The sequence below is a fragment of the Pseudomonas sp. NBRC 111139 genome (assembly GCF_001753955.1).
In the GTDB taxonomy this organism is placed as follows: Bacteria; Pseudomonadota; Gammaproteobacteria; order Pseudomonadales; family Pseudomonadaceae; genus Aquipseudomonas; species Aquipseudomonas alloputida.
Map to the genome: position 1 here is coordinate 1 of NZ_BCBP01000034.1, position 18,952 is coordinate 18,952.

The following is an 18,952-nucleotide window of genomic DNA, read 5'->3' on the forward strand; positions in this document are numbered from 1 at the left end:
AATTTCACTACGCGCTGACCACCATCGCGCGCATGCCGGTGCTGGCGGGTTTGCTCGATAGCCTGTGGATGCGCACCGGCCCACTGATCGCCCGTGCCTATGGCAACTTCAACGAGCGCATGGCCATCGACCATCACTGGGAAGTGCTCGACGCACTCAAGCGCCGCGATGGCGCGGCGGCACGGGCGGCCATCTGCCGTGACATTCTCGATGGCAACGAGAAGATGCTCGAGTACATCGAGATGGCGCAGGCGGACTGATTGGCAGTCAATTCGACTGTTGACGAAACATAGATGACCAGTTAGTTTATTAAAACTTTCTCATCACTGGATGTCTCTGTCATGGCTCGCCCGGTCAACCTCGAAGTCAGATCCCGTTTGCTGTCGATTGGCCGCCAGGTGGTTCACAACCGTGGCTTCAACGGCTGCGGCGTCCAGGACATCACCGCCGCTGCCGAGATTCCCAAGGGCTCTTTCTACAACTACTTCGCCAGCAAGGAAGACTTCGCGGCAGAGATCCTCGAGGAATACTGGACCTCGATCGAAACCCGCCACGGGCCGATCTTCTACGACGCCCGGGTCAAGCCGCTGGAGCGCATCGGCCAGTTCTTCCAGGCCCTGGTGCTCGAGCACGGCGAGCATGAATACAGCCTGGGTTGCCTGATTGGCAACCTGTCCCTGGAAATGTCCAATGGCAGCGAACAAACCCGCAAGCGTCTGGCCGATGTGCTGGCGCGCTGGGAAGGTTTGCTCGCGAGCTGCCTGCGTGAAGCGCAGCAGCGCCGCGAACTCTCTGAAACTCACGACGCCGAAGCGCTGGCCAGTGTCATCGTCGAAGGCTGGGAAGGTGCGGTCATGCGCGGCAAGGTCCTGCGCGACGGTGCACCTCTGCAGCGTTTCGTATCGATGGTCTTGCCTCGGCTATTGGAGTGAGTTTTTTTTCCTCATTAATAAGACGACTGGTCATTTATATAAAGCAACATTCACGTCTCATCCACGCAAGCACCCAAGAGGTAAATCGTCATGAGCCATCTGTACGCCGACCCCGCCGAACCCGCACTGCCTGCCACTGGTTTCAAGCTCGACCTGAGCAAAGCCGCCCTGGTGGTCATCGACCCACAGAACGACTTCCTCAGCCCTGCCGGCGCCAGTTGGGCGGTGTTCGGTGAGAGCATCGTCGAGAACAACACCGTCGAAAACCTGGAAAAACTGTTCAAGGCCTTCAAGGCTCACGACCTGCCCGTGGCCGTGTCGCCACACTATTACTACCCGCACGACCACGACTGGCATTTTGGCGGTCCGCTGGAAAAGGTCATGCACAGCATCTGCATGTTCGATCGCAAGGGACCGAACACCCTGGAAAACTTCGAAGGCTCCGGCGCCGATTTCCTCGAGATCTACAAGCCGTACATTCTCGACGGCGAGACCATCATCGCCTCGCCGCACAAGGTCTACGGCCCGGAAACCAACGACCTGGCGCTGCAATTGCGCAAGAAAGGCGTGTCGCAGATCATCCTCGCCGGCATGGCGGCCAACCTTTGCGTGGAATCACACCTGCGCGAACTGCTCGAACAGGGCTTTGAAATAGTCGTGGTACGCGACGCCACCGCCGGCCCGCGCCTGCCGGATGGCGACGGCTACCTGGCGGCCATCATCAATTACCGCTTCCTCGCCCACGGGCTGTGGACCACCGAAGAGACTATCGCGCAACTGCAACCGGCTTGATCGTGCCCGAGCGGCCGGGCATCGCGCCCCCCCGCTCTTTCTCGAGAACCCCCGATGAAAATCCCCGCCCGTTATGAGCATTTCGTTTTCGGCGTCGTTCAATCCGGCCTGACCTGCGCGGTCGCGGCCGCCATCGCCACCACACCCCATGCGCTCGACCTGGCCTTTGCCGGCCGCTGGTTGAACGCGTGGGCGCTGTCGTGGGTATCGATGTTGCCGGTGGTGGTGCTGGCGGCGCCGATGATTCGGCGCGTGGTGAGGCGGATGACGGTGGGCTGAATGACTTGGCTATGACTCACCCAACACACCGCCATCGCGAGCATGCTCGCTCCTACCGGGGGCTTCGGGGCTGCTCGCGACAGGCGCGCAAGCCCGCACCCGACGCACGAAATACTGTGCCCGTTCGCATTTTCGCAATAAACCACTTTTCATCCGCGCATTTGTAGCCGCTTCGTTCACGGACAAGCCGGTACATTAGACCTCCATGGTCCCGCAGAGCGACCGACAACAAAACCTACAGCTCGCCCAAAAAAATCTGCCAACCATTCGGAGTCTTTCCATGAGCACATTGCGCACTACAGCTTTCCAACTCGCGAGTCTGGCCCTGTTCATCGGTAGCGCCACCCAGGCCATGGCCGAGGACATCACGTTCGTATCCCAGGGCGGTGCTTATCAGGAAGCCCAGAGCAAGGCGATCCTGGAGCCTGCGGCGAAAAAGCTCGGTCTGACGCTCAAACAGGACAGCTCGCCCAAGGCCTACCCGATCATCAAGACCCAGGTCGAGAGCGGCAAGGTCACCTGGGACGTGGTGAACCTGCCCACTGGCGACTGCATCCGTGGCGAAGCCGAAGGGCTGTTCGAGAAGCTCGACCTTGCGCTGATTCCCAATGCCGCGCAAATACCCGACAGCCTCAAGGACGAATACAGCGTCGGCTACATCAGCTACTCCACGGTGCTGGCGTATCGCACGGACGCGTTCAAAGGCGCGGACGTACCCAAGACCTGGGCCGACTTCTGGGACACCAAAAAATACCCGGGCCAGCGCTCCCTACGTAACCTGCCACGTCCAACCCTGGAAATCGCGCTGCTGGCCGATGGCGTGCCGATGGACAAGCTCTATCCGCTGGACGTCGATCGCGCCTTCCGCAAGCTTGAGCAGATCAAGCCCGACATCGCCACCTGGTGGACGTCCGGCGGGCAGTCGGCGCAGCTGATCAGCGACGGCGAAGTGGACATGATCCAGGCCTGGAACGGCCGTATCACCGCCGTACAGGCCGCCGGCGCACCCGTGGCATTCGACTACAACCAGGGTGTGCTGGAAACCAACTCGTTGTGCGTCCTCAAAGGCTCGCCGCACAAGGTGGCCGCCATGAAATTCGTCAACGAGGCCATCGATGCCAAACTGCAAGCGGCGTTGCCGATGATCATCGACTACGGCCCGCTCAACCCCGAAGCCTTCAAGACCGGGGTAATCCCGGCCGAGCGCGAGGCCAAGCTGCCTTCCGCACCCGGCAACATCTCGCGCCAGGCCCTGCTCTCGGCGCAATGGTGGGCCTCCGAAGCCGGGGTCAAGGCCGAAGAACGCTGGTTGTCCTTCGTCCAGAAAAAATAGCCATCGGCCGTTGCTGCGCCGCAGGCCAGAGGCCTCGGCGCAGGACATGCCGTCTGCCCCCGCGATTTCGACATAAAGCGCTTGCGCACCGGTCAATTGCGTCCACTTCATTCGTTGGCATCCCGGTACATTAGGCCTGAGGGTCCCGCAGAGTGACCTGTGCAGACAACTCGCGCTCGCCTCAAGTACCTGCCCACCATTGGGAGTTCTTCACATGACATTACCCGAGCACCGCACCCTGCTGTCCGCCAGGACGACTGCCACCGCCAGCGCTACCCGTCAGTGCTGGATACCCTCCAGCACTGCGCAGTGACGAGAGGTCATCATGTCCAACGCCTATCTCGCCAAATCCATGCCCGACTCCAGCGACCAGCAGCACCAGCCGCCCATGACCAGCGAAGACGCCCTGGCCCGTGAAGAACGCAAGGAGCACACCTCCATGCTGTTGCTGCTCACCCCGGCGCTGGTCATGGTCGTGGTGCTGTTGATCATGCCGCTGTGCTGGCTGGCCTTTCAGTCGGTCCAGACCGAGGAAGGGTTTTCCCTGGCCAACTACATCCGGATTTTCCAGGAAAGCATTTACTGGGACACCTTCGCCCTGACCTTCAAGATCAGTTTCCTGGTGACGATCCTGTCGATCGTCATGGGCTTCCCCATTGCCTACGCCGCTTCGCGCCTGCAGGGTTTCTGGGCCAACCTGATTCTGATCTGCGTGATCCTGCCGTTCTGGACCAGCGTGCTGGTGCGGGCCTATGCCTGGCTGGTGCTCCTGCAACGCCGCGGACTGGTCAATCAGACGCTGATGGACCTTGGCATCATCGACCAACCCCTGACGCTGATGCACAACACCACTGGCACGGTAATCGGCACCCTGCACGTCATGCTGCCCTTTATGGTCCTGCCGCTGTATTCGGTGATGAAAAAAATCCCCCAGGACCTCATGCAAGCGTCCGAGAGCCTTGGCGCCAAACCCTTCTACACCTTCCGCCGGGTCTTCCTGCCGATGGCAGCGCCGGGGGTCATGGCCGGTTCCATCCTGGTGTTCGTCATCTGCCTAGGCTTCTTCATCACCCCGGAACTGCTCGGCGGTGGCCGCACGATCCTGGTGTCGATGCTGGTGCAACGCAACGTCGAGCTCTATCACGCCTGGGGCGCAGCCAGCGCAGTCGGCCTGGTGCTGCTGTTTGTGGTGTTCCTGATCTTCTGGGGCATCAATCGCTTCATCCCCATCGAACGCATCCTGGGAGCGCGCTAAATGAACCTGCTTGCCAACCTGCGTCACCTTCGCCTGTCCCACGTGCTGTTCACGGTGCTGGTCGCGGCGATCCTGCTGTACCTGATCATCCCGGTGCTGATCGTGGTACCCATGTCGTTCTCCGAGGCGCGCTTCCTGCAATTCCCTCCCAAGCAATGGTCCTTCCACTGGTACGAGGCGTTCTTCAACAGCGTGGAGTGGATGAGCATCCCGTTTGGATACGAATAGGAGTCAGGCTTCCGCTTTGCGTCCTGGGGCAGCATTGAGTACCTCGATACGTGAATGGCTTGGTTTTCTCAAGAATACGCAACACGTACCAATAATACAAGGTGAATCAAAATGCACTTGTCGCGTGCTTGGCGGTCACAGAGCTACCTGCAAGGGGGCACATCCAGCCCAAAAGTCTCTTTTTCCACCGGAACAAGAGATTTGAATCTTGTTGTTAACTGTGTAGAATCTTTTTTAAATTTATACTGGATTTCTCTGCTTTATTTGTTTAGGGAGCGTCCTGAATCGTGTTAGACGCCGCGACCAACCTGGAGCCGCACAATGCCCAAAGCTAGCGACAAGACCGCAAGTGAATCGACAGGACGGCGGTCTCAAGCGCCCGCCAAAGCACCAGCAAAACCAGCTGCAAAAGCTGCGGCGAAGCCGGTAGCTAAAAAGCCTACTGCAAAAACGCAAGCCCCTCAGGCTGCTACGCCTAAGAGGCCTCGTGCTTCTGCCAAGGCCAAAACAGCAGTACCAGAAGATAAGGGACATGCAGCAGTCGAAACTCGGAACACTATGCCGGGCTCTCGCCTCGTCAAGATGATCAAAAAGGTGATCATCGATCGTGGACTACCTGATCGTGCAATTGCCGATGTCATGGGTATCACGGTCATCTACTGGAACTCCCTGGCTAACGGGAACCGCCAGATACGATCGCTGGGTAAGGAAAAGCTGCAAATGGTGGCTGAATTCCTTGGCCTCCCCCTCATCCAGGTTTACAACCTGGCTGATTTCTTCACGCCAGAAGATTTTGTGTACAAGAAAGATCTTGATGAGCAGCTCTGGCTGTCGATCGAGAAGATGGGTAGTGATCCTACCTGGGCGGGCTATATCCCGAAGCCGGATGAATGGGCGCAAACGCCTCTCTCCGTTCGCATGACCATGGTGTTGCTGTATGAGCAGCTCTCTGGGCGCCAGCTGTTGGCTAAGGCCGAAATCGAGCTGCCTGGTGTGCAACCGCCGCCGGTGGCTTAATTTGCGGGAATAAAGAAACCCCGGTCATTGACCGGGGTTTTTTTTGGGTTAGAAGATGAACGGAGCCGATGGTGGCTGCGAGGTGGTGTCCGATGGCACAACCTTTTCAGGCTCTACCAGGGTTTTTTCAGGTTCAGCCGCAAAGAAGAGGTTCTCCTCTGTCTTGCGACCAGTTGGAAGTGGCGGAATCACAGAGACCTCAGGAACGATGGTAACTTCATTTTGTTCTGCTTGAGGATGAATAGTTGCAGATGCTGAGCTACTGAAGAAGACGTTATCGTCAGCAACAGCCGGCGCTGAATCAGAAGCCGATACATTCAAAGGATCAAACTCGGTGGCATGTTCTCCAAGGATTTTTTCAGGATCCATGCAGAAGGACAACAAGCCAGATACTTGGATGTAAGCAACCCCTTCAATGCTCGGTCCGCTCGGAACAGCAGCCAACACCGATGCACACATTTTCTCCAAGTTAGAGAATTTGCTTGAAAGAACGCTCATAGCTTCAGCTTTGTCCTGAACCCGACGGATCAAACCCAGGATTCTCGACGTCGTTTTGCCGTTGCCCTTGCGAGTCCAGGAGCGATTTACATCTTCCGCGATCTCCAAAGCGGCCTGGCCGACTAAGCCTTTAACTTCCGTTTGAAGTGCATCTTCTTCGCCAAAGTAGCTGGTGTTGCTGATACGAATCGCCGAAGTGTCAAAGGTCAACAGTCTTTCGAGCACTTGTGCCTGTGGAGCATGCTGGCGGATCAAATCTGCACGGGATTTACCACCTGGTGTTGTAACCGCGTTTGCAGGAGAGCTAGCCCACTTCTCCACCAGGTCCGGTAAAGTGTTTAGGAAGGAAGCCTTTTCAACCAGATATTTTCCTTTGATCGCATGCAGCACTTTTGCAAGCTCGTCTGCGTGTTGGGTGGGTACAAAGTATCCGCGGATACGATTGTTTACCTTTCGAGAAACCCCTACTTTAAGGATTTCTCGCTTGGCTTCCGATCGGTATTTGTTAACCCAAGCGAATGCGCCCGACGGCAGCATGCGCCCGACCTCGCGGATGAAGTCATCCCCATCTACAGTTTTCTCACCGGTGCTTCCACCAATGATGACGTCAAAAAGCACTACATCCTGAAGGATGCTGATGCCCAATTCATCGGTTTGCTTGGTAGTGCTCATGGTGGTTCTCCTGAAATTGAAAGAGCGGGTCCCTTGCGAAAGACCCAGTGACAGGAGATGCCTCACAGGCACCCATAAACGAAAAAACCCCGGCGAGCCGGGGTATGGTGAAGCGTTAGACTTTTCCGACGATCGTCGACCAGGTGCTCAGGATCGCAGCAGCCTCATCGTGCGGTGCGAAGTCCAGAACTGTCACTTGCAGAGCAAGCTTCTGGCTTTCTTCAGTCGTTTTGCCCATCTGCATGAGGAGCTTGTAGTTCATCGCCCAGTTCAGCACATTACGGGTTGTAATGGTGAAGTTGAAGGCCATCCCCCCTGCCCCAGCATCCTCGTTGAGAGCGATGAAGTTCGCCCGAACTTTGGCTGCCAGGGTTGCCATGGATTTTGCAACCAGTGGATCAGTATTCGTCTGGTCTACAATGAGGTTGGCTTCACGACCCTCCTCCATGTAGGTGCAGAACATCGAATTGAAGCGGTCCATCGTCGCGATGTTCATTTTCTTGGTACCCCTGTAGCCAGTAGCGCTACCGCCTTTGCCGCCAGCAGACCCTTGGCCGTTTGTGTTGCCAGTAGCAGCGATCAAGCATCCAGGAGCAATCGGGATCACTTCGTTGGTCTGATCAAGAAAGATCGGCTTGCCATCCAGAATACCGTTGAGACCCATCTGGATCTGTGGTGGTAACTGATCGAACTCATCCAAGAGCAGGATGGAGTTGGGGGTTTTAGCCCATTGGCACACCTTCCCATAGATCCACTTCATGCCTTCGGGGCCGCACAATTTCCAACTGCCGAAGAGGTCAGAAAGAGTGGTTTCCTCGGAACATTGAACGGTGAAAACCGACCTGCCCGTACGGGACGCAAAGGCCTCGACTAACGTGGTTTTGCCGGCGCCGGTTGGCCCGTAGATGTAGGTCGCTTTCTTGATGGATGCCTTGAAAAAGTCCTGTGGAAGTCCTGCTGAAGCTGCCCAAAGGATCAGGCGCGTAAGCAATTCATCGTCGAAGCTGTAAGGTACGATTTTTGGTGTGAAGCGTGTTTCAGCAAAGATCTTGGTCTGCATTCCATTGAAAAATGGTGCTGTTGTACCGAAAACCTCTGGTGCTAAACGGACTTCAATTGGATTGAGGGTGTCGATTCCAGCGTCGAGTTGCGGGTCGTTGATGTGTTGGAAAGCAGTCATGGTCAAATCCCCAGTAGGCAATGGATGGCCTCTTGCGAAGGCCTGGTACAAGGGGATGCCTAACACGCGAGTAGAAACATAAAAAACCGGACTCCAAGGAGTCCGGCTGGTCTTTCGTTTTGGCTCTATACGATACCCTGCTTCAACGCTGCAAAAACGGCTGTCGCGAGGTCTTTGTCGGATTGTGCCACTCCACAGGCCAAACCCAGGTCAGCGTAGCGTTTATGGTACCCATCACCGATCAGGACGAAGCGTACTTCGATGCCCATCAGCATTGCTTCATCAACGGCTGAACGCAGCACATCGCTATTCCCAGGATCCCCGTCAGTAACCACAATCAGAATTCTGCGGGCCTCCGGTCGATCGATGAGTTTCTTGAGCGCCCAGACCACAGCAAGGTGAGTTTTCGTACCATTTTTGGGCTCAGGGCTGTACCGTTGCAATGTACCGGCCCAGCTCTCTTCAAACCCATGCCATTCACGAACTACTGTGTTGTAGGTAGCAATTCCAAATGGAATGGCCGAGTTATTCAAAACTTCACCTACTGCCACCGAAACCCGGTTGCAAGCTTCCTGTGCTGAGATCCGATCGTCACTCTCATCCTTCTTTGGAATTGGTCCAAATTTATTGTCCATGGAAGAGCTTTCGTCACCCAAAAGGTAGAAACAGGTGTCAATCTCCTCCGCTTGCTTTCTTCTGGTGCAGATTAGGTCGTCTCCCACTGCGTATCGCCAAAGTTTTCGAGTGTTGAGCCTTCCTTCACTTGCAGCCCATACTTCATTTTGGGTGATTGTTTCTATGAGTTCCTCGAAAGTCGCTGAGAGTATTGCAGCTGTCTTCTGAGCGCCAGCCCGAAGAAGGCTACGATTTTCAAATGAGCCACCAGACTTTGAAAGACTCAATTCCTTCATCTCGTTTGAGGCGTCTGGCTGATAGCCTCCCAACCGATTCTGACTCACGCCAGGCAGGCTGGAACAGATGACATCTTCTAACCCTTTTGCATAGCTTCCACAATCAATCTGGCTCGCGTTCAGCACTTGGTTTATGGCGTCGGAGATGTTACCGGGAGTACTGGGTTGGCCATTACTACCTGGTTGCCCCGGAGAACCAGGTTCACCTTGCGGGTTGTGGCTACCAGATCCTTGTTGCGGGGGGCTCTTCTGTTGGTCCTTAGTCAGTTGGAGTAGATCCACAATCTCATTCGCTGCAAGGTTCGCACCCTGAGTGTCTGATGCATTGCAGCCCTTTACAGCAATCGCCTTCACTTGCTCAACCAAAGGTGCACCGAACGTTGCAATAGCCAGTGCGCGATACGCGATAGCGAAGTCCTTCAGACAGGTTTGTTCAAGGAGCTCACTACGAAGCTCAGTGACCAACCAGGCAACGAGAATTGACTGAGGTGTTTCTTGGCCAGCGACTGGACCGTGAAAAACTCCTCTTTTCACCAGGATCTTTAAGGTGTTGTGAATATTCGCGTTGGCACCACGAAAGCGGGGCTTTGCCAATAGCTCGCCGCGGGGATCCTCTAGAACGTTCAGCAGTGTTCCGGAGATATCTGGCTTCATCAAAACAGAAAAGTCCGTGTGCAGGCCGTGGCAGAGAATTTCATGGTCGAGTAGACCTTGGATCAATTCGAGATCTTCATCAGTACCCATGGCAGCGGTCAGAGGCAAGGTCAGAAGTAACCCACCAGCAACCTTTTGATCCGGGCCAATCGAAGCAGTTTTAATGTTGGCCCAGATGACACGCACCCGTCGCCCCAGCTTGTTCGCTTCCGCGATCAGCAGATGGGTATAGAGGTAAATGTGACGCATCGAGACTTTGGACGTTGCAGGAAGCTGCGCTTGAGCGAGACCCATGGATATCCCCTTCTATTGAGTGACGGCATCGGCGATGCCTTTGCCTTACGAAGGGGAATGCTTGACACGTGATTAGAAAATCAATCGTCACCCTGTGGCAGTTCGATACCATGCTTTTGCAATTGCTCACGAAGAGCGCACTGCAGGTCCTTCATGAGAGCTTTGCCATCGAGGGCTGGGGCTGCAGGCTCAACTGGCGCCGGCGTCTGTGATTGGTGGACCAAGGTGGGTGGTAGGGGCCGGCCGTTGGCTTTGTACCGGGCAATGTAGTCCTCAACAATGTCACGTAGGAGTGCCGACGATGTAAGGCCTGGGTGGGATGACTGCGACATCTCAGCTACGATCGCTTGAAAATCTTCTTCAGTTGTACGGCTTACGCGGGTCGACAATGGCTGATCAGCGCTCTCCCGGCTTGCGAAGTTGATTTTCTCAGCCTGGCCCAGGTAGGGCTCCAGGATCGGGGCCATCAGGTCTCGTACTACCTCGTCATCCACATACTGGTAGCACTGGATTTTAACGGTGCGGCTTAAGAAGCCCACCAGGATGGGAGAGCTCTCGACCGCTTCAAGCAGGCGCAGCTCCGCAACCGCATCATTAGCGTACTTCAAAACGGTTGGCATACTGATGACATACATGCGGCCGACGTCGCGGGCTATGTCCCCGGAGAGTAGTCGCTGGTAAATCGCTACCTTGACAGCGAGCGGTGTTGATTTCGCGGCCAATTTGTCCCCCTGTCCTATTCCTGAGCCGGTATGAGGCCCGCTTTGACTGCGCCAGCCATGATTTCACCATGACTTAGCCGTAAACCGAAGAACAACGGTCGATTGGCACCAGATTGCTTTTCACCCTCTAGGCTCAGATCACCATAGCCGCGACTCTCCGCATCTTTCTCGGCGAGCACGAACCCATCATTGCAGGCTGTCAAAAGTCGCAAGCGCGATGACGCTGACTGTTTGATGGGGCTCGGCAGATACATGATGAAAAACCCACGCCCCCCCTTACGAGCTACCCGACCACGGAGCTGGTGCAACTGAGCCACACCAAAGTGCTCGGGGCTCACTGCAACTAGCAAAGTCAGACCGGGGAAGGTAACGCCTACCTCGATCACAGTGGAGGCGACCAAAAGTTTCAGTTGCCCGGCCTTCATCTTGTTTATGACGTCAGTCTTTTCGTCATCCGTCATTCCCCCATGGACCCGGCCTACGTCGTCTCCCAAGCTCCTCCTGAATCGCTCGTAGGCGGCTTCCACGGCATTGCGAGTTTCAGCCTCACCATTGACGACGGGATAGACGAACGCTGCTTGTCCGCCCTGCTTGATGATCTGCATAACGAGATCATGCAACTTCTGCCTAGCGTTGTGCGTGATGATCCTTGTTACGATCTCCCGCGGTACCGGCGTGGTCCTCAGAATTGAGATTGGCAGGCCTCCGAGCTTGACCAGTGCAACCGTTCTGGGAATCGCGGTTGCCGTTGATTCAAGGAAGTTGGTATGGGGCGCGATGAGCTTCTGCCGTTGCGCCACAGAGAATCGTTGCTGCTCGTCAGCGATGACCAGGTCGAAGACTATCCCCGCTTTTTTGGCGGCAGAAAGCACAGCAGTGGTGCCGACAACGATTCCCGCAGACAGGTCAATATTGGTCTTGCCCACCGGACCGACAACAGTGACAACGGGGATTTCGTAGAAGAGGCTGCTCAACTCGGCCGCCAGTTGCTGCGCCAAGATTTGCCCGGGCGCGATGATGGCAACCTTTGCCCCCGCGAGGTAGCTTGCCGCAGCTGGAACCATGAACGTGAATGACTTGCCCGTACTGACATCACCCGACAGGACACGCTGCATCGGATAGGGCGACCTGAGGTCTGACACGATCTCGTCGATGGCTTGAAGCTGGTCGGCAGACGGCGAGAAAGGAGCACGCCTGATTAAATCAGCAACCTGGACTCGGTCGATTCGGAGGAGGGCTCCTTTCACTGCTGGTCGGTTGCGATGAGCCTCAACGCGATTAACAAGCGCCTGTATGCATACGGCCTTGGCAATCCTCACCGCCTCGTCTCCCTCACGCACTGACAAAGGCGTGTGCAGGTTACGCAGCAAGTCAGCAGGGTCGACAAGGCCTGTCAGCTTCCGGAAGTCATCTTCGTGCATCAGGGCCTGTTCTAGGAGCAGGCAGGCTGCCTCGTTGATGTGTGCCATCGCTGCGGTGATGGCCTCACCAAGAACTTCAGCACTCACCTGATTCTGCTTTCCCTGATAGACGGGCATCACCCGTCCAATCATCGCAGGGGGTATGACCATTGGGTTGGACATGGAGGGACGGCCCTCATAGGTGACCACCTCGCCGTAGGTGTGCACCGTCGCGCCAAAGTCGTACGCCATCCAGGGTTCGATCGAAGGCTTACCAATCAAGCTGATGTGCAGACGCTGACCTCGCCCGTCGACCACTTTGACAAATCCGCGGAACGCCCCTTTGGCCTCTTGCAAGGGCGCACCGGTGCGATCGTAGATCGATCGCTCGATTAGGGTGAGCGCCATGTACGAGGCTTCGCCAGTGTCAGGCAAGGGAAGCACCACAATGGGGTCGTGAAAATCCCTGTATTCCTTCGGTACCGTCAGAAGGCACTCGGGCAGCGATGTGAACCCCAGGCGTGTGAGGCGGCCTATGTCATGCATAATCTGATTTCGCGGTTGATGATCGAATATGAATAGTCACGCGTAACTATAACTCAAGAGAATCAAATAGCACTCGCTTGGTTCCGGTGCCGGCACAAAAAAGCCCTAGACGAATGATGTCGTCTAGGGCTGGGTGGAACATTAGTGGCTGACCCGAGAGTCGCCGGTTTGGCCTGTGATCAAGCGAACCGAATCACCAGGGGCGAAGGTTTCAGCTGGATCTTTTGCCTGGGTGACCGCCTGCAAGCTACCGTCACTGGTCATTTTAACGGTGATCTCGACCCCATCAGCATCGTGGGCTTTTTTGTCGACCGCAGCACCAATGGCGGCGCCAACTGCACCTGCGACGACCATCACGGCCAGTTGTCCCAGACCACCACCGCCATTGCTGCCGGCGATAGCGCCCAAGGCACCACCAGCCATGCCGCCGATTGGCGAGGGCTTCCCATTGATTTTGACATCACGAACAGAGTCGACGACACCGAGTTCAACCTTCATCTTCTGCATGGCAGTTGCTTGGGAGTAATCCCGGTTCGTCATGTTCGAGGCGCAACCAGACATTGCAGCAGTAGTGACGATCAGCAGAGATGCGATAATTTTATTCATAATTTTTATCCTTAAGTCAGTTGTTCGCTTTAATAGTGCGAATTAGAAAGAGCACAGGACGGCGACGGCCGAGACGGTGTGATCCAATCCTGAATGGGTCTTGGGTTAGCTTTACACTCACGGGATGTGCCACACGGGTTTGTAAACGGCGGCGAAAAAAACTGATTGGCAGTTATAGGTCCGTGTAAATCATCTCTTAAGCCCCATTCTCTTTTCCTTCACAAGGCCGTGTATTAATCGGTTGCCCGGACACACCCAGCCAAAAAAAAGCCCCGCTAATTTGCGGGGCTCTAGAGGGTTTCCGTTTTAGTTGTATGTGTTGTCGCTGGCTTTTTGTGAGATGTCATCCTGAATGTTTTTGACCTCAGGAAGAACGGTTGCATTCATGACATCATCTACGAACTCGGAGAGGTCGAGTGCTGAGAAGTCAATTTGCTGGAACTCCTCCACTGTAAATCCGCCACAACTAGGGCTTTCGGGTGTTCCCCAGCCCTTCCCTATCTGTGGCTTGCCCTGTTCGTTGATGATTTTTGCAAGCACAGAGTTGTAGCAGCAGTACGCCTCAGTGGTTTCGAGGCATGCACCAAAGACTTTTTTAGAGCAGTAGCTACCGACCAGGTGACACAGGTTTGCGCCACGATGCATCCCAAGTTGCTGCTCCTCTGGCTCGCAGGACTTGAGCTCCATTACTACTTGAATTGCGACAGCAATCGCAAAGCTGTACGGGTCGAAGTAAAAGCCGCCGCCAAGGCCATAAACAGGGCCACCAAGCATACCTGTGGCAGGGATGGTTCCACCGACGGCATAGCTCAAGCCGTAGACACTGAAGCTAAGTGTTGGCGCAGATGGCGCCGCCGCCCCCAAAGCAGAAGCACCTTGTTTTACCCACTCGACGTTGTTGTACGCAAAGTCATACATGTATTTCGAGCCATAGCTAGCTAGGCCTCCTCCGACAGTAGAGACTGCCTGGCCCATAATGGAGAAGTTGGTTTCAGCTCCGCTACTTTTACCGCAGCAGTTTTTAATACCACCGTACCCTTTTCGGCAGGATTCATCTTCACCGCCAAACAGTTCGCCGTCCGAACCATACACACCGGCTTCACGAGCTGCCTCTTTAGCTGCAACAGCTTTGGCGAAATCGCTATCAGATGGATAGCTGGTGTCCCAGCAGACACCCTCGTAGCAGGAGACTTTCGTGCTGCAATCCTCGGTGGTGGTCGTCTCACCCTTTTTGGTAATACAACTATAGGTGATCTGGGACATAACGCAGCCGATCGGATCGGTACTCTCGATGCACGTCTGGTCGATTTTCTTACAGCCCTTGTCCTCGTATTGCTGGCAGTCGTTCTTTTTGTCAGGGTTGATGCAGGAATAGTCGTCCTTGTATTTCCAGCATGCCTTATAGACCGGCAACCCGTTGATGACCCGGGTTTCCGGTCCCTCAACGCACGTGTGCGACGCGATATAGCACAGCGGGTTTGTAGCGAGTGGGTCGCACTGGCTGGTGTCGAGCTCGTCGCGGATAATCGTATGGGTGTCGTCCAACTGTATGGTGTCGGACGGCTTTGGTGTGGCCGGATTGTCGCAACGATAAGTTCGCTGCTCGACCAGGCACGTGCCGTTCCAAGCGGTGGAAATGCAGGATGTTGAGGTTTGATAACAGCCAGCGACCTTCGAAATGGCGGCACAATAATCAACAGAGTCAGGCTTCACGCATTCGTATGTAGATCTATATCGCCAACAAGCCTTGTAGATTAAGTTGCCCGCAATATTTCGGGTTTCGGCGCCCTCTACGCATGTTTCCCCTGTTTTACGGCAGTCAGCCGCATGGGAGAAGGTTGCAAAAAAAACTAACACCATTAGCGGAATCAGTTTCTTCCAAACGTTTCTAATACTCATCCGTTATAACCCCTACTGAGCGCGAGCATTCAGCGCGCTACATTGATCAGTCCATGTTTCGGTGCAGGGGCCGTTGCACAGCATCCGAGCGTACATTGTGATGTAAGTTTCGCCTCCGCCACCTACAGCTGTGATCGTTTCAAGCTTGTTGACACCAGCCACCAGGTAAGGAATCAGATTGATGTTTGGTTTCGCCCCCCAGCTTTTACCAAGCTCCCGGTTGCGCTGTACTCCATCACCGATGTTAACTTTGCCGTTGCTGAAAAGGGACAGCTCAGTACCGCCATAAGGACCACTGAACAAATAAGTACCGTTGATTTTGATCAGGATGTAGTCGTCGTAGTACACGGATGCGAGCGTAAACTCGGTGAGCATTGTCGGGTCTTTGACTTCGAACTCAAGCGAACGCGGATAAATACCATCGCGCCAGTAGTTGTCACCGATGGAGCCGAACTGAAGCGCATAGGTACCGTTAGAGTTGGCCAGCTTCCAGGAAGTGTACATGTCGGATTGTGTGGTTCCTGGCACAATACCTCCGTTGTCGCATCCTACAATAGGCGGCTCGCAGGCCATGGTGAGGTAACGGTCACACGTGACGTTCTCGATAGCGTTGTGTGTCACATTGCACTGAAAATTTGCCTTTGTGTCGACATCAACGACTTGACCCATTGAGCAATATTTTGCTTCGCTCAAGTTGTACTCGTTGCATACCTCCGTCGAGTAGATGTCCGGGGTGGTTGTGGTTTTGGTACCGCAGTTTTCAGTGATATCGCCTGGCTTGGCATTGTTGATGATTTCACCGATCCCGCTGATGATCGGGTCGTTCTCGTCGACATCAACTTTGACTCGTTCGTAGGGATTCTTTGCCAAGAAGTTGACAGCATCGCATTCTTGGTTCGCGATCTGGTCGGGGCCGTCTGGCTCTGTCTTGCACGTGTTTATCCGTGCGGTACCGACGTTGAATAGTGATGTGCTGCCGAACTGTGAAGACTGCGATGGCGTGTCTGTGTAGAAAGGCATCGCCTTCGCATTGGATGAGCTCACGTTGGAGGAAAGTTTACTGAGGTTTGCCTTGCCGAGCTCTGTCCCCTCAGAGTGTGGATCAGCCACAACTGTGGTTGACAGCACGAGAGCCGCGGCCAAGGTCAGCAGGCCATTGATTCTGGATTTCATTTGGACTGGACCTTGTTGACCTTGGTCGCCGATTGCGGTTCTTGAGTGAACAAACTCGGGTCTGCCGGTGGCGCTCCGTCCTCACAGACGTTCATCCCCCAGCCAACTTCAAGTGGTCCGGACCCCCCATTGACTTTCGGTACCATCTGCTGGGTGAACTGAATGGCTACGCGAGCACAGCCTGGCTGCTTCAACTGCTCTACGACTTTGGCTTCCACCATGATCGGTTCACGGGAATGGGTTTGAGCCATCCAGACGTCAGCCTGGTCACCGGTTAGCTCAGCGGATGCATGTCCGGATTTCACAGCTTCGATCAGAATTTCTTTTGAGGTGTCGGCGTGCGCTGCGAATGGGGCGGCGGCGAGGACGATGAAGGAGGTGCACAGGGACAACAGCTTGGCTCTGAAATGCATTTCGGCTTCCCGGATACTGACAGTATTTTACACGTAAATGTAAGGCACTTTGGTATCGAAATCAATCTGGCAGATTGGAGGCCGGCTGAACGCCACTAGCCATCGGGAACGTATCCGCAAGTGATCTGGCGCCGGTTACGCTCAAAGAAGCCCTCAGTTCAGATGATCTGCGGGCTTCTGATTCATAAGCATACGTTTGGTCGGGTTACATGCGCTGATACGCGGGGTAGTTCAGTGGTGAGGGTTTATAGCGAACGTTGTTCATACGATGAGCACTGATCAACCCAAGTTTCCTCGCATTCTGGAGGGCACTGTTGGTGCGCTGTGATATAAACCATCCCATAGCCTGGGCCTTTACCATTGAGAACTTTAATATTTATAACGTTCGAGCCTTCTCGCAAATATGGAATCAAGTCGATATGCTCGCTTGTTTTGAGATTATTGCCAGTCTCTGCTTTGTAGTGGTCGGCGGGATTGTCACTCCACCGAGCATGAGGAGGGCTGTAATTGGTGTCTTGAACCAGCTTAGTGGCATTCGCGTTCCAGCCTCCAAATGCACGGCCGTGTACACCAATAAAGATGCCATTGACTGCAATGCCTACATAGTTGTCGGAATGTATGGCGTTGATGAAGAACTCATCGACACGGTCAAGCCCTGCGATGGAAAAGTTAAAGTCTGCTTCTGTCACTTCATTGATGGCCGTGACGTTATTGACGATCGTCAGGGCAGAGCCGACCAGAGTAAACTGATAGGCGCCATTACTGATCGTTGCGGAGTTTACGGCGATGCCTGATCCTGTGCAGCCTGCGATTGGGGGTTGGCAGGACAGCACAAGGTACTTGTCGCACGATACCGTTTCTAGTGCGTTCTGGGTGACATTGCATTGGAAGTTGGCCTTTGTGTCAACGTCCACAACCTGGCCCATTGAACAGATTTTTTGATCGCTGAGGTTGTACTCGTTGCACACTTCTGTTGAGTAAATGTCTGGCGTAGTAGTCGTCTTCGTGCCGCAGCTCTCAGTGATCTCATCGGGTTTTGCATTATTGATGATTTCGCCAATGCCACTGATTATCGGATCATTTTCGTCGACATCAACTTTAACGCGTTCATATGGGTTCTTTGCTAGGAAGTTTACTGCATCACACTCTTGATTCGCGATCGCATCAGGGCCGTCAGCTTCAGTTTTACAACTATTGATGCGGCTTGTACCAACAGTGAAAAGTGAGCTGCTGCCAAATTGAGAGGATTGCGATGGTGTGTCAGTGTAAAAAGGCATCGATTTAGCGTTAGCTGAAGTCACATTAGAGGAGAGTTTACCTAAAGTTGATTTTCCAAGTTCGGTACCTTCCGAGTGCGGGTCGGCTAAAGCACCAACGGCTACGGCCAATAACCCCGCCAGAGTTAGCACCCGTTGTTTTCCTTTTTTCATCCCATTCACCTTGCTATCGGATGCTGGATGGTGAGGACTTCCTTTCCAGCATGACTGCGACAATGCGGACCCAACAGGCCATCTCGTACCAATCCGCTACCCCTGCCCACGGCCCGGTTGAGATTGCTTGGCCTCTTCATGTACCGCACTTGATTCAATGTCAGATCGGCCTGAGCATTGTCGAAATTTAGAAACGCCGATCGCATGACACATGGTTGCGTACATCGTCTGCGCATGACACATAAGCATAATACTGTCAGTATTGAAAGCGCTTTTCATGGGATTTCATTAGCGCGAGGGATGATGGATGGTTATGGAGCGATACAGTGCTCTGGAGAATTTTTTGCTGGCAAGCCCTGGGGGTTACCTGGTGCCAATGCTTGTGATGGCATTTGTCGTGCGAATGCTGCCACCTCGATCCCTTGCAGCGTCTCTGCTCAGGGCGGTTGGTGTTTTCAGCCATGAACTCTTCCATTTCGCGGTGGGCTACCTCACAAGGGCTAGGCCCATTGGAATGACCCTGATACCTCGGCGAGAAGGAAATCAAATTATCCTTGGGTCCGTGGAGTTCGAGCGCCTGACATGGGCGAATGCTTGGGCTACCGCTCTTGCACCCTTGTTAGCTCTGCCAGTCCTCTATGCGCTCGCCTCATGGCGCACCACGAATCAGGTAGGGGGACTGGCTTTTGAGGACCTGGCCTGGTGGATTCTCGCAGGT

At 54.6% G+C, this 18,952-nt stretch carries 18 protein-coding genes; 8 read left to right on the forward strand and 10 right to left on the reverse strand.

All coding sequences use genetic code 11. From position 1 onward, the window contains the following. The 8 genes from BJQ17_RS13365 to BJQ17_RS13400 all read left to right on the forward strand — a co-directional run. A partial coding sequence (locus tag BJQ17_RS13365) for an FCD domain-containing protein (RefSeq protein WP_139139780.1) occupies window positions 1-260 on the forward strand: 260 nt, incomplete at its 5' end. A gap of 81 nt (window positions 261-341) precedes the next feature. Then, entirely contained in the window at window positions 342-932 is a 591-nt protein-coding gene (locus tag BJQ17_RS13370) for a TetR/AcrR family transcriptional regulator (protein ID WP_003465041.1), read from the forward strand. 90 nt (window positions 933-1,022) lie between these two features. Further along, window positions 1,023-1,724, forward strand: a complete 702-nt coding sequence (locus BJQ17_RS13375; protein ID WP_003465039.1) for a cysteine hydrolase family protein — start codon at window positions 1,023-1,025, stop codon at window positions 1,722-1,724. 54 nt (window positions 1,725-1,778) lie between these two features. Further along, the gene (locus BJQ17_RS13380; protein WP_003465037.1) at window positions 1,779-2,003 is read left to right on the forward strand and encodes a DUF2798 domain-containing protein; all 225 of its coding nucleotides are present in this window, start codon (window positions 1,779-1,781) and stop codon (window positions 2,001-2,003) included. A gap of 280 nt (window positions 2,004-2,283) precedes the next feature. Further along, window positions 2,284-3,336 carry an ABC transporter substrate-binding protein gene (locus tag BJQ17_RS13385; RefSeq protein WP_054572011.1) on the forward strand — a complete coding sequence of 351 codons (1,053 nt, stop codon included), beginning with the start codon at window positions 2,284-2,286 and terminating at the stop codon, window positions 3,334-3,336. 325 nt (window positions 3,337-3,661) lie between these two features. Further along, the gene (locus BJQ17_RS13390; protein ID WP_003465031.1) at window positions 3,662-4,591 is read left to right on the forward strand and encodes an ABC transporter permease; all 930 of its coding nucleotides are present in this window, start codon (window positions 3,662-3,664) and stop codon (window positions 4,589-4,591) included. After that, window positions 4,592-4,819 (forward strand): hypothetical protein, encoded by a 228-nt coding sequence (locus tag BJQ17_RS13395; protein WP_070096176.1) that lies wholly within the window; start codon window positions 4,592-4,594, stop codon window positions 4,817-4,819. It abuts the gene before it with no gap. A 321-nt stretch (window positions 4,820-5,140) separates the two neighbouring features. Beyond that, complete coding sequence (locus BJQ17_RS13400; protein WP_224459423.1) at window positions 5,141-5,836, forward strand: XRE family transcriptional regulator; 696 nt, start codon at window positions 5,141-5,143, stop codon at window positions 5,834-5,836. Between the two features lie 48 nt (window positions 5,837-5,884). On the opposite strand, the gene BJQ17_RS13405 is transcribed toward BJQ17_RS13400, so the two are convergent. The 10 genes from BJQ17_RS13405 to BJQ17_RS31650 form a co-directional block, all read right to left on the reverse strand. After that, complete coding sequence (locus tag BJQ17_RS13405) at window positions 5,885-7,006, reverse strand: DUF3150 domain-containing protein (RefSeq protein ID WP_023383811.1); 1,122 nt, start codon at window positions 7,004-7,006, stop codon at window positions 5,885-5,887. A gap of 115 nt (window positions 7,007-7,121) precedes the next feature. After that, window positions 7,122-8,186: an AAA family ATPase gene (locus tag BJQ17_RS13410; protein WP_023383810.1), complete on the reverse strand. Its 1,065-nt coding sequence runs from the start codon at window positions 8,184-8,186 to the stop codon at window positions 7,122-7,124. 125 nt (window positions 8,187-8,311) lie between these two features. Then, the gene (locus tag BJQ17_RS13415; protein ID WP_023383809.1) at window positions 8,312-10,045 is read right to left on the reverse strand and encodes a VWA domain-containing protein; all 1,734 of its coding nucleotides are present in this window, start codon (window positions 10,043-10,045) and stop codon (window positions 8,312-8,314) included. An 80-nt stretch (window positions 10,046-10,125) separates the two neighbouring features. Further along, window positions 10,126-10,680: a hypothetical protein gene (locus BJQ17_RS13420; protein WP_175442731.1), complete on the reverse strand. Its 555-nt coding sequence runs from the start codon at window positions 10,678-10,680 to the stop codon at window positions 10,126-10,128. Between the two features lie 101 nt (window positions 10,681-10,781). Continuing rightward, on the reverse strand, window positions 10,782-12,575 hold the full coding sequence (locus BJQ17_RS13425) for a helicase-related protein (RefSeq protein WP_224459422.1): 1,794 nt from the start codon (window positions 12,573-12,575) through the stop codon (window positions 10,782-10,784). A gap of 279 nt (window positions 12,576-12,854) precedes the next feature. Beyond that, entirely contained in the window at window positions 12,855-13,319 is a 465-nt protein-coding gene (locus BJQ17_RS13430) for a membrane protein (protein ID WP_041925804.1), read from the reverse strand. 306 nt (window positions 13,320-13,625) lie between these two features. Then, window positions 13,626-15,218, reverse strand: a complete 1,593-nt coding sequence (locus BJQ17_RS13435; protein WP_218187328.1) for a conjugal transfer protein TraN — start codon at window positions 15,216-15,218, stop codon at window positions 13,626-13,628. 12 nt (window positions 15,219-15,230) lie between these two features. After that, complete coding sequence (locus BJQ17_RS13440; protein ID WP_041925803.1) at window positions 15,231-16,391, reverse strand: hypothetical protein; 1,161 nt, start codon at window positions 16,389-16,391, stop codon at window positions 15,231-15,233. Next, complete coding sequence (locus BJQ17_RS13445; RefSeq protein ID WP_023383803.1) at window positions 16,388-16,804, reverse strand: hypothetical protein; 417 nt, start codon at window positions 16,802-16,804, stop codon at window positions 16,388-16,390. Before BJQ17_RS13445 ends, BJQ17_RS13440 begins: the two co-directional genes overlap by 4 nt. A gap of 245 nt (window positions 16,805-17,049) precedes the next feature. Beyond that, entirely contained in the window at window positions 17,050-18,234 is a 1,185-nt protein-coding gene (locus BJQ17_RS31650; RefSeq protein ID WP_175442732.1) for a hypothetical protein, read from the reverse strand. Window positions 18,235-18,952: the final 718 nt, after the last annotated feature.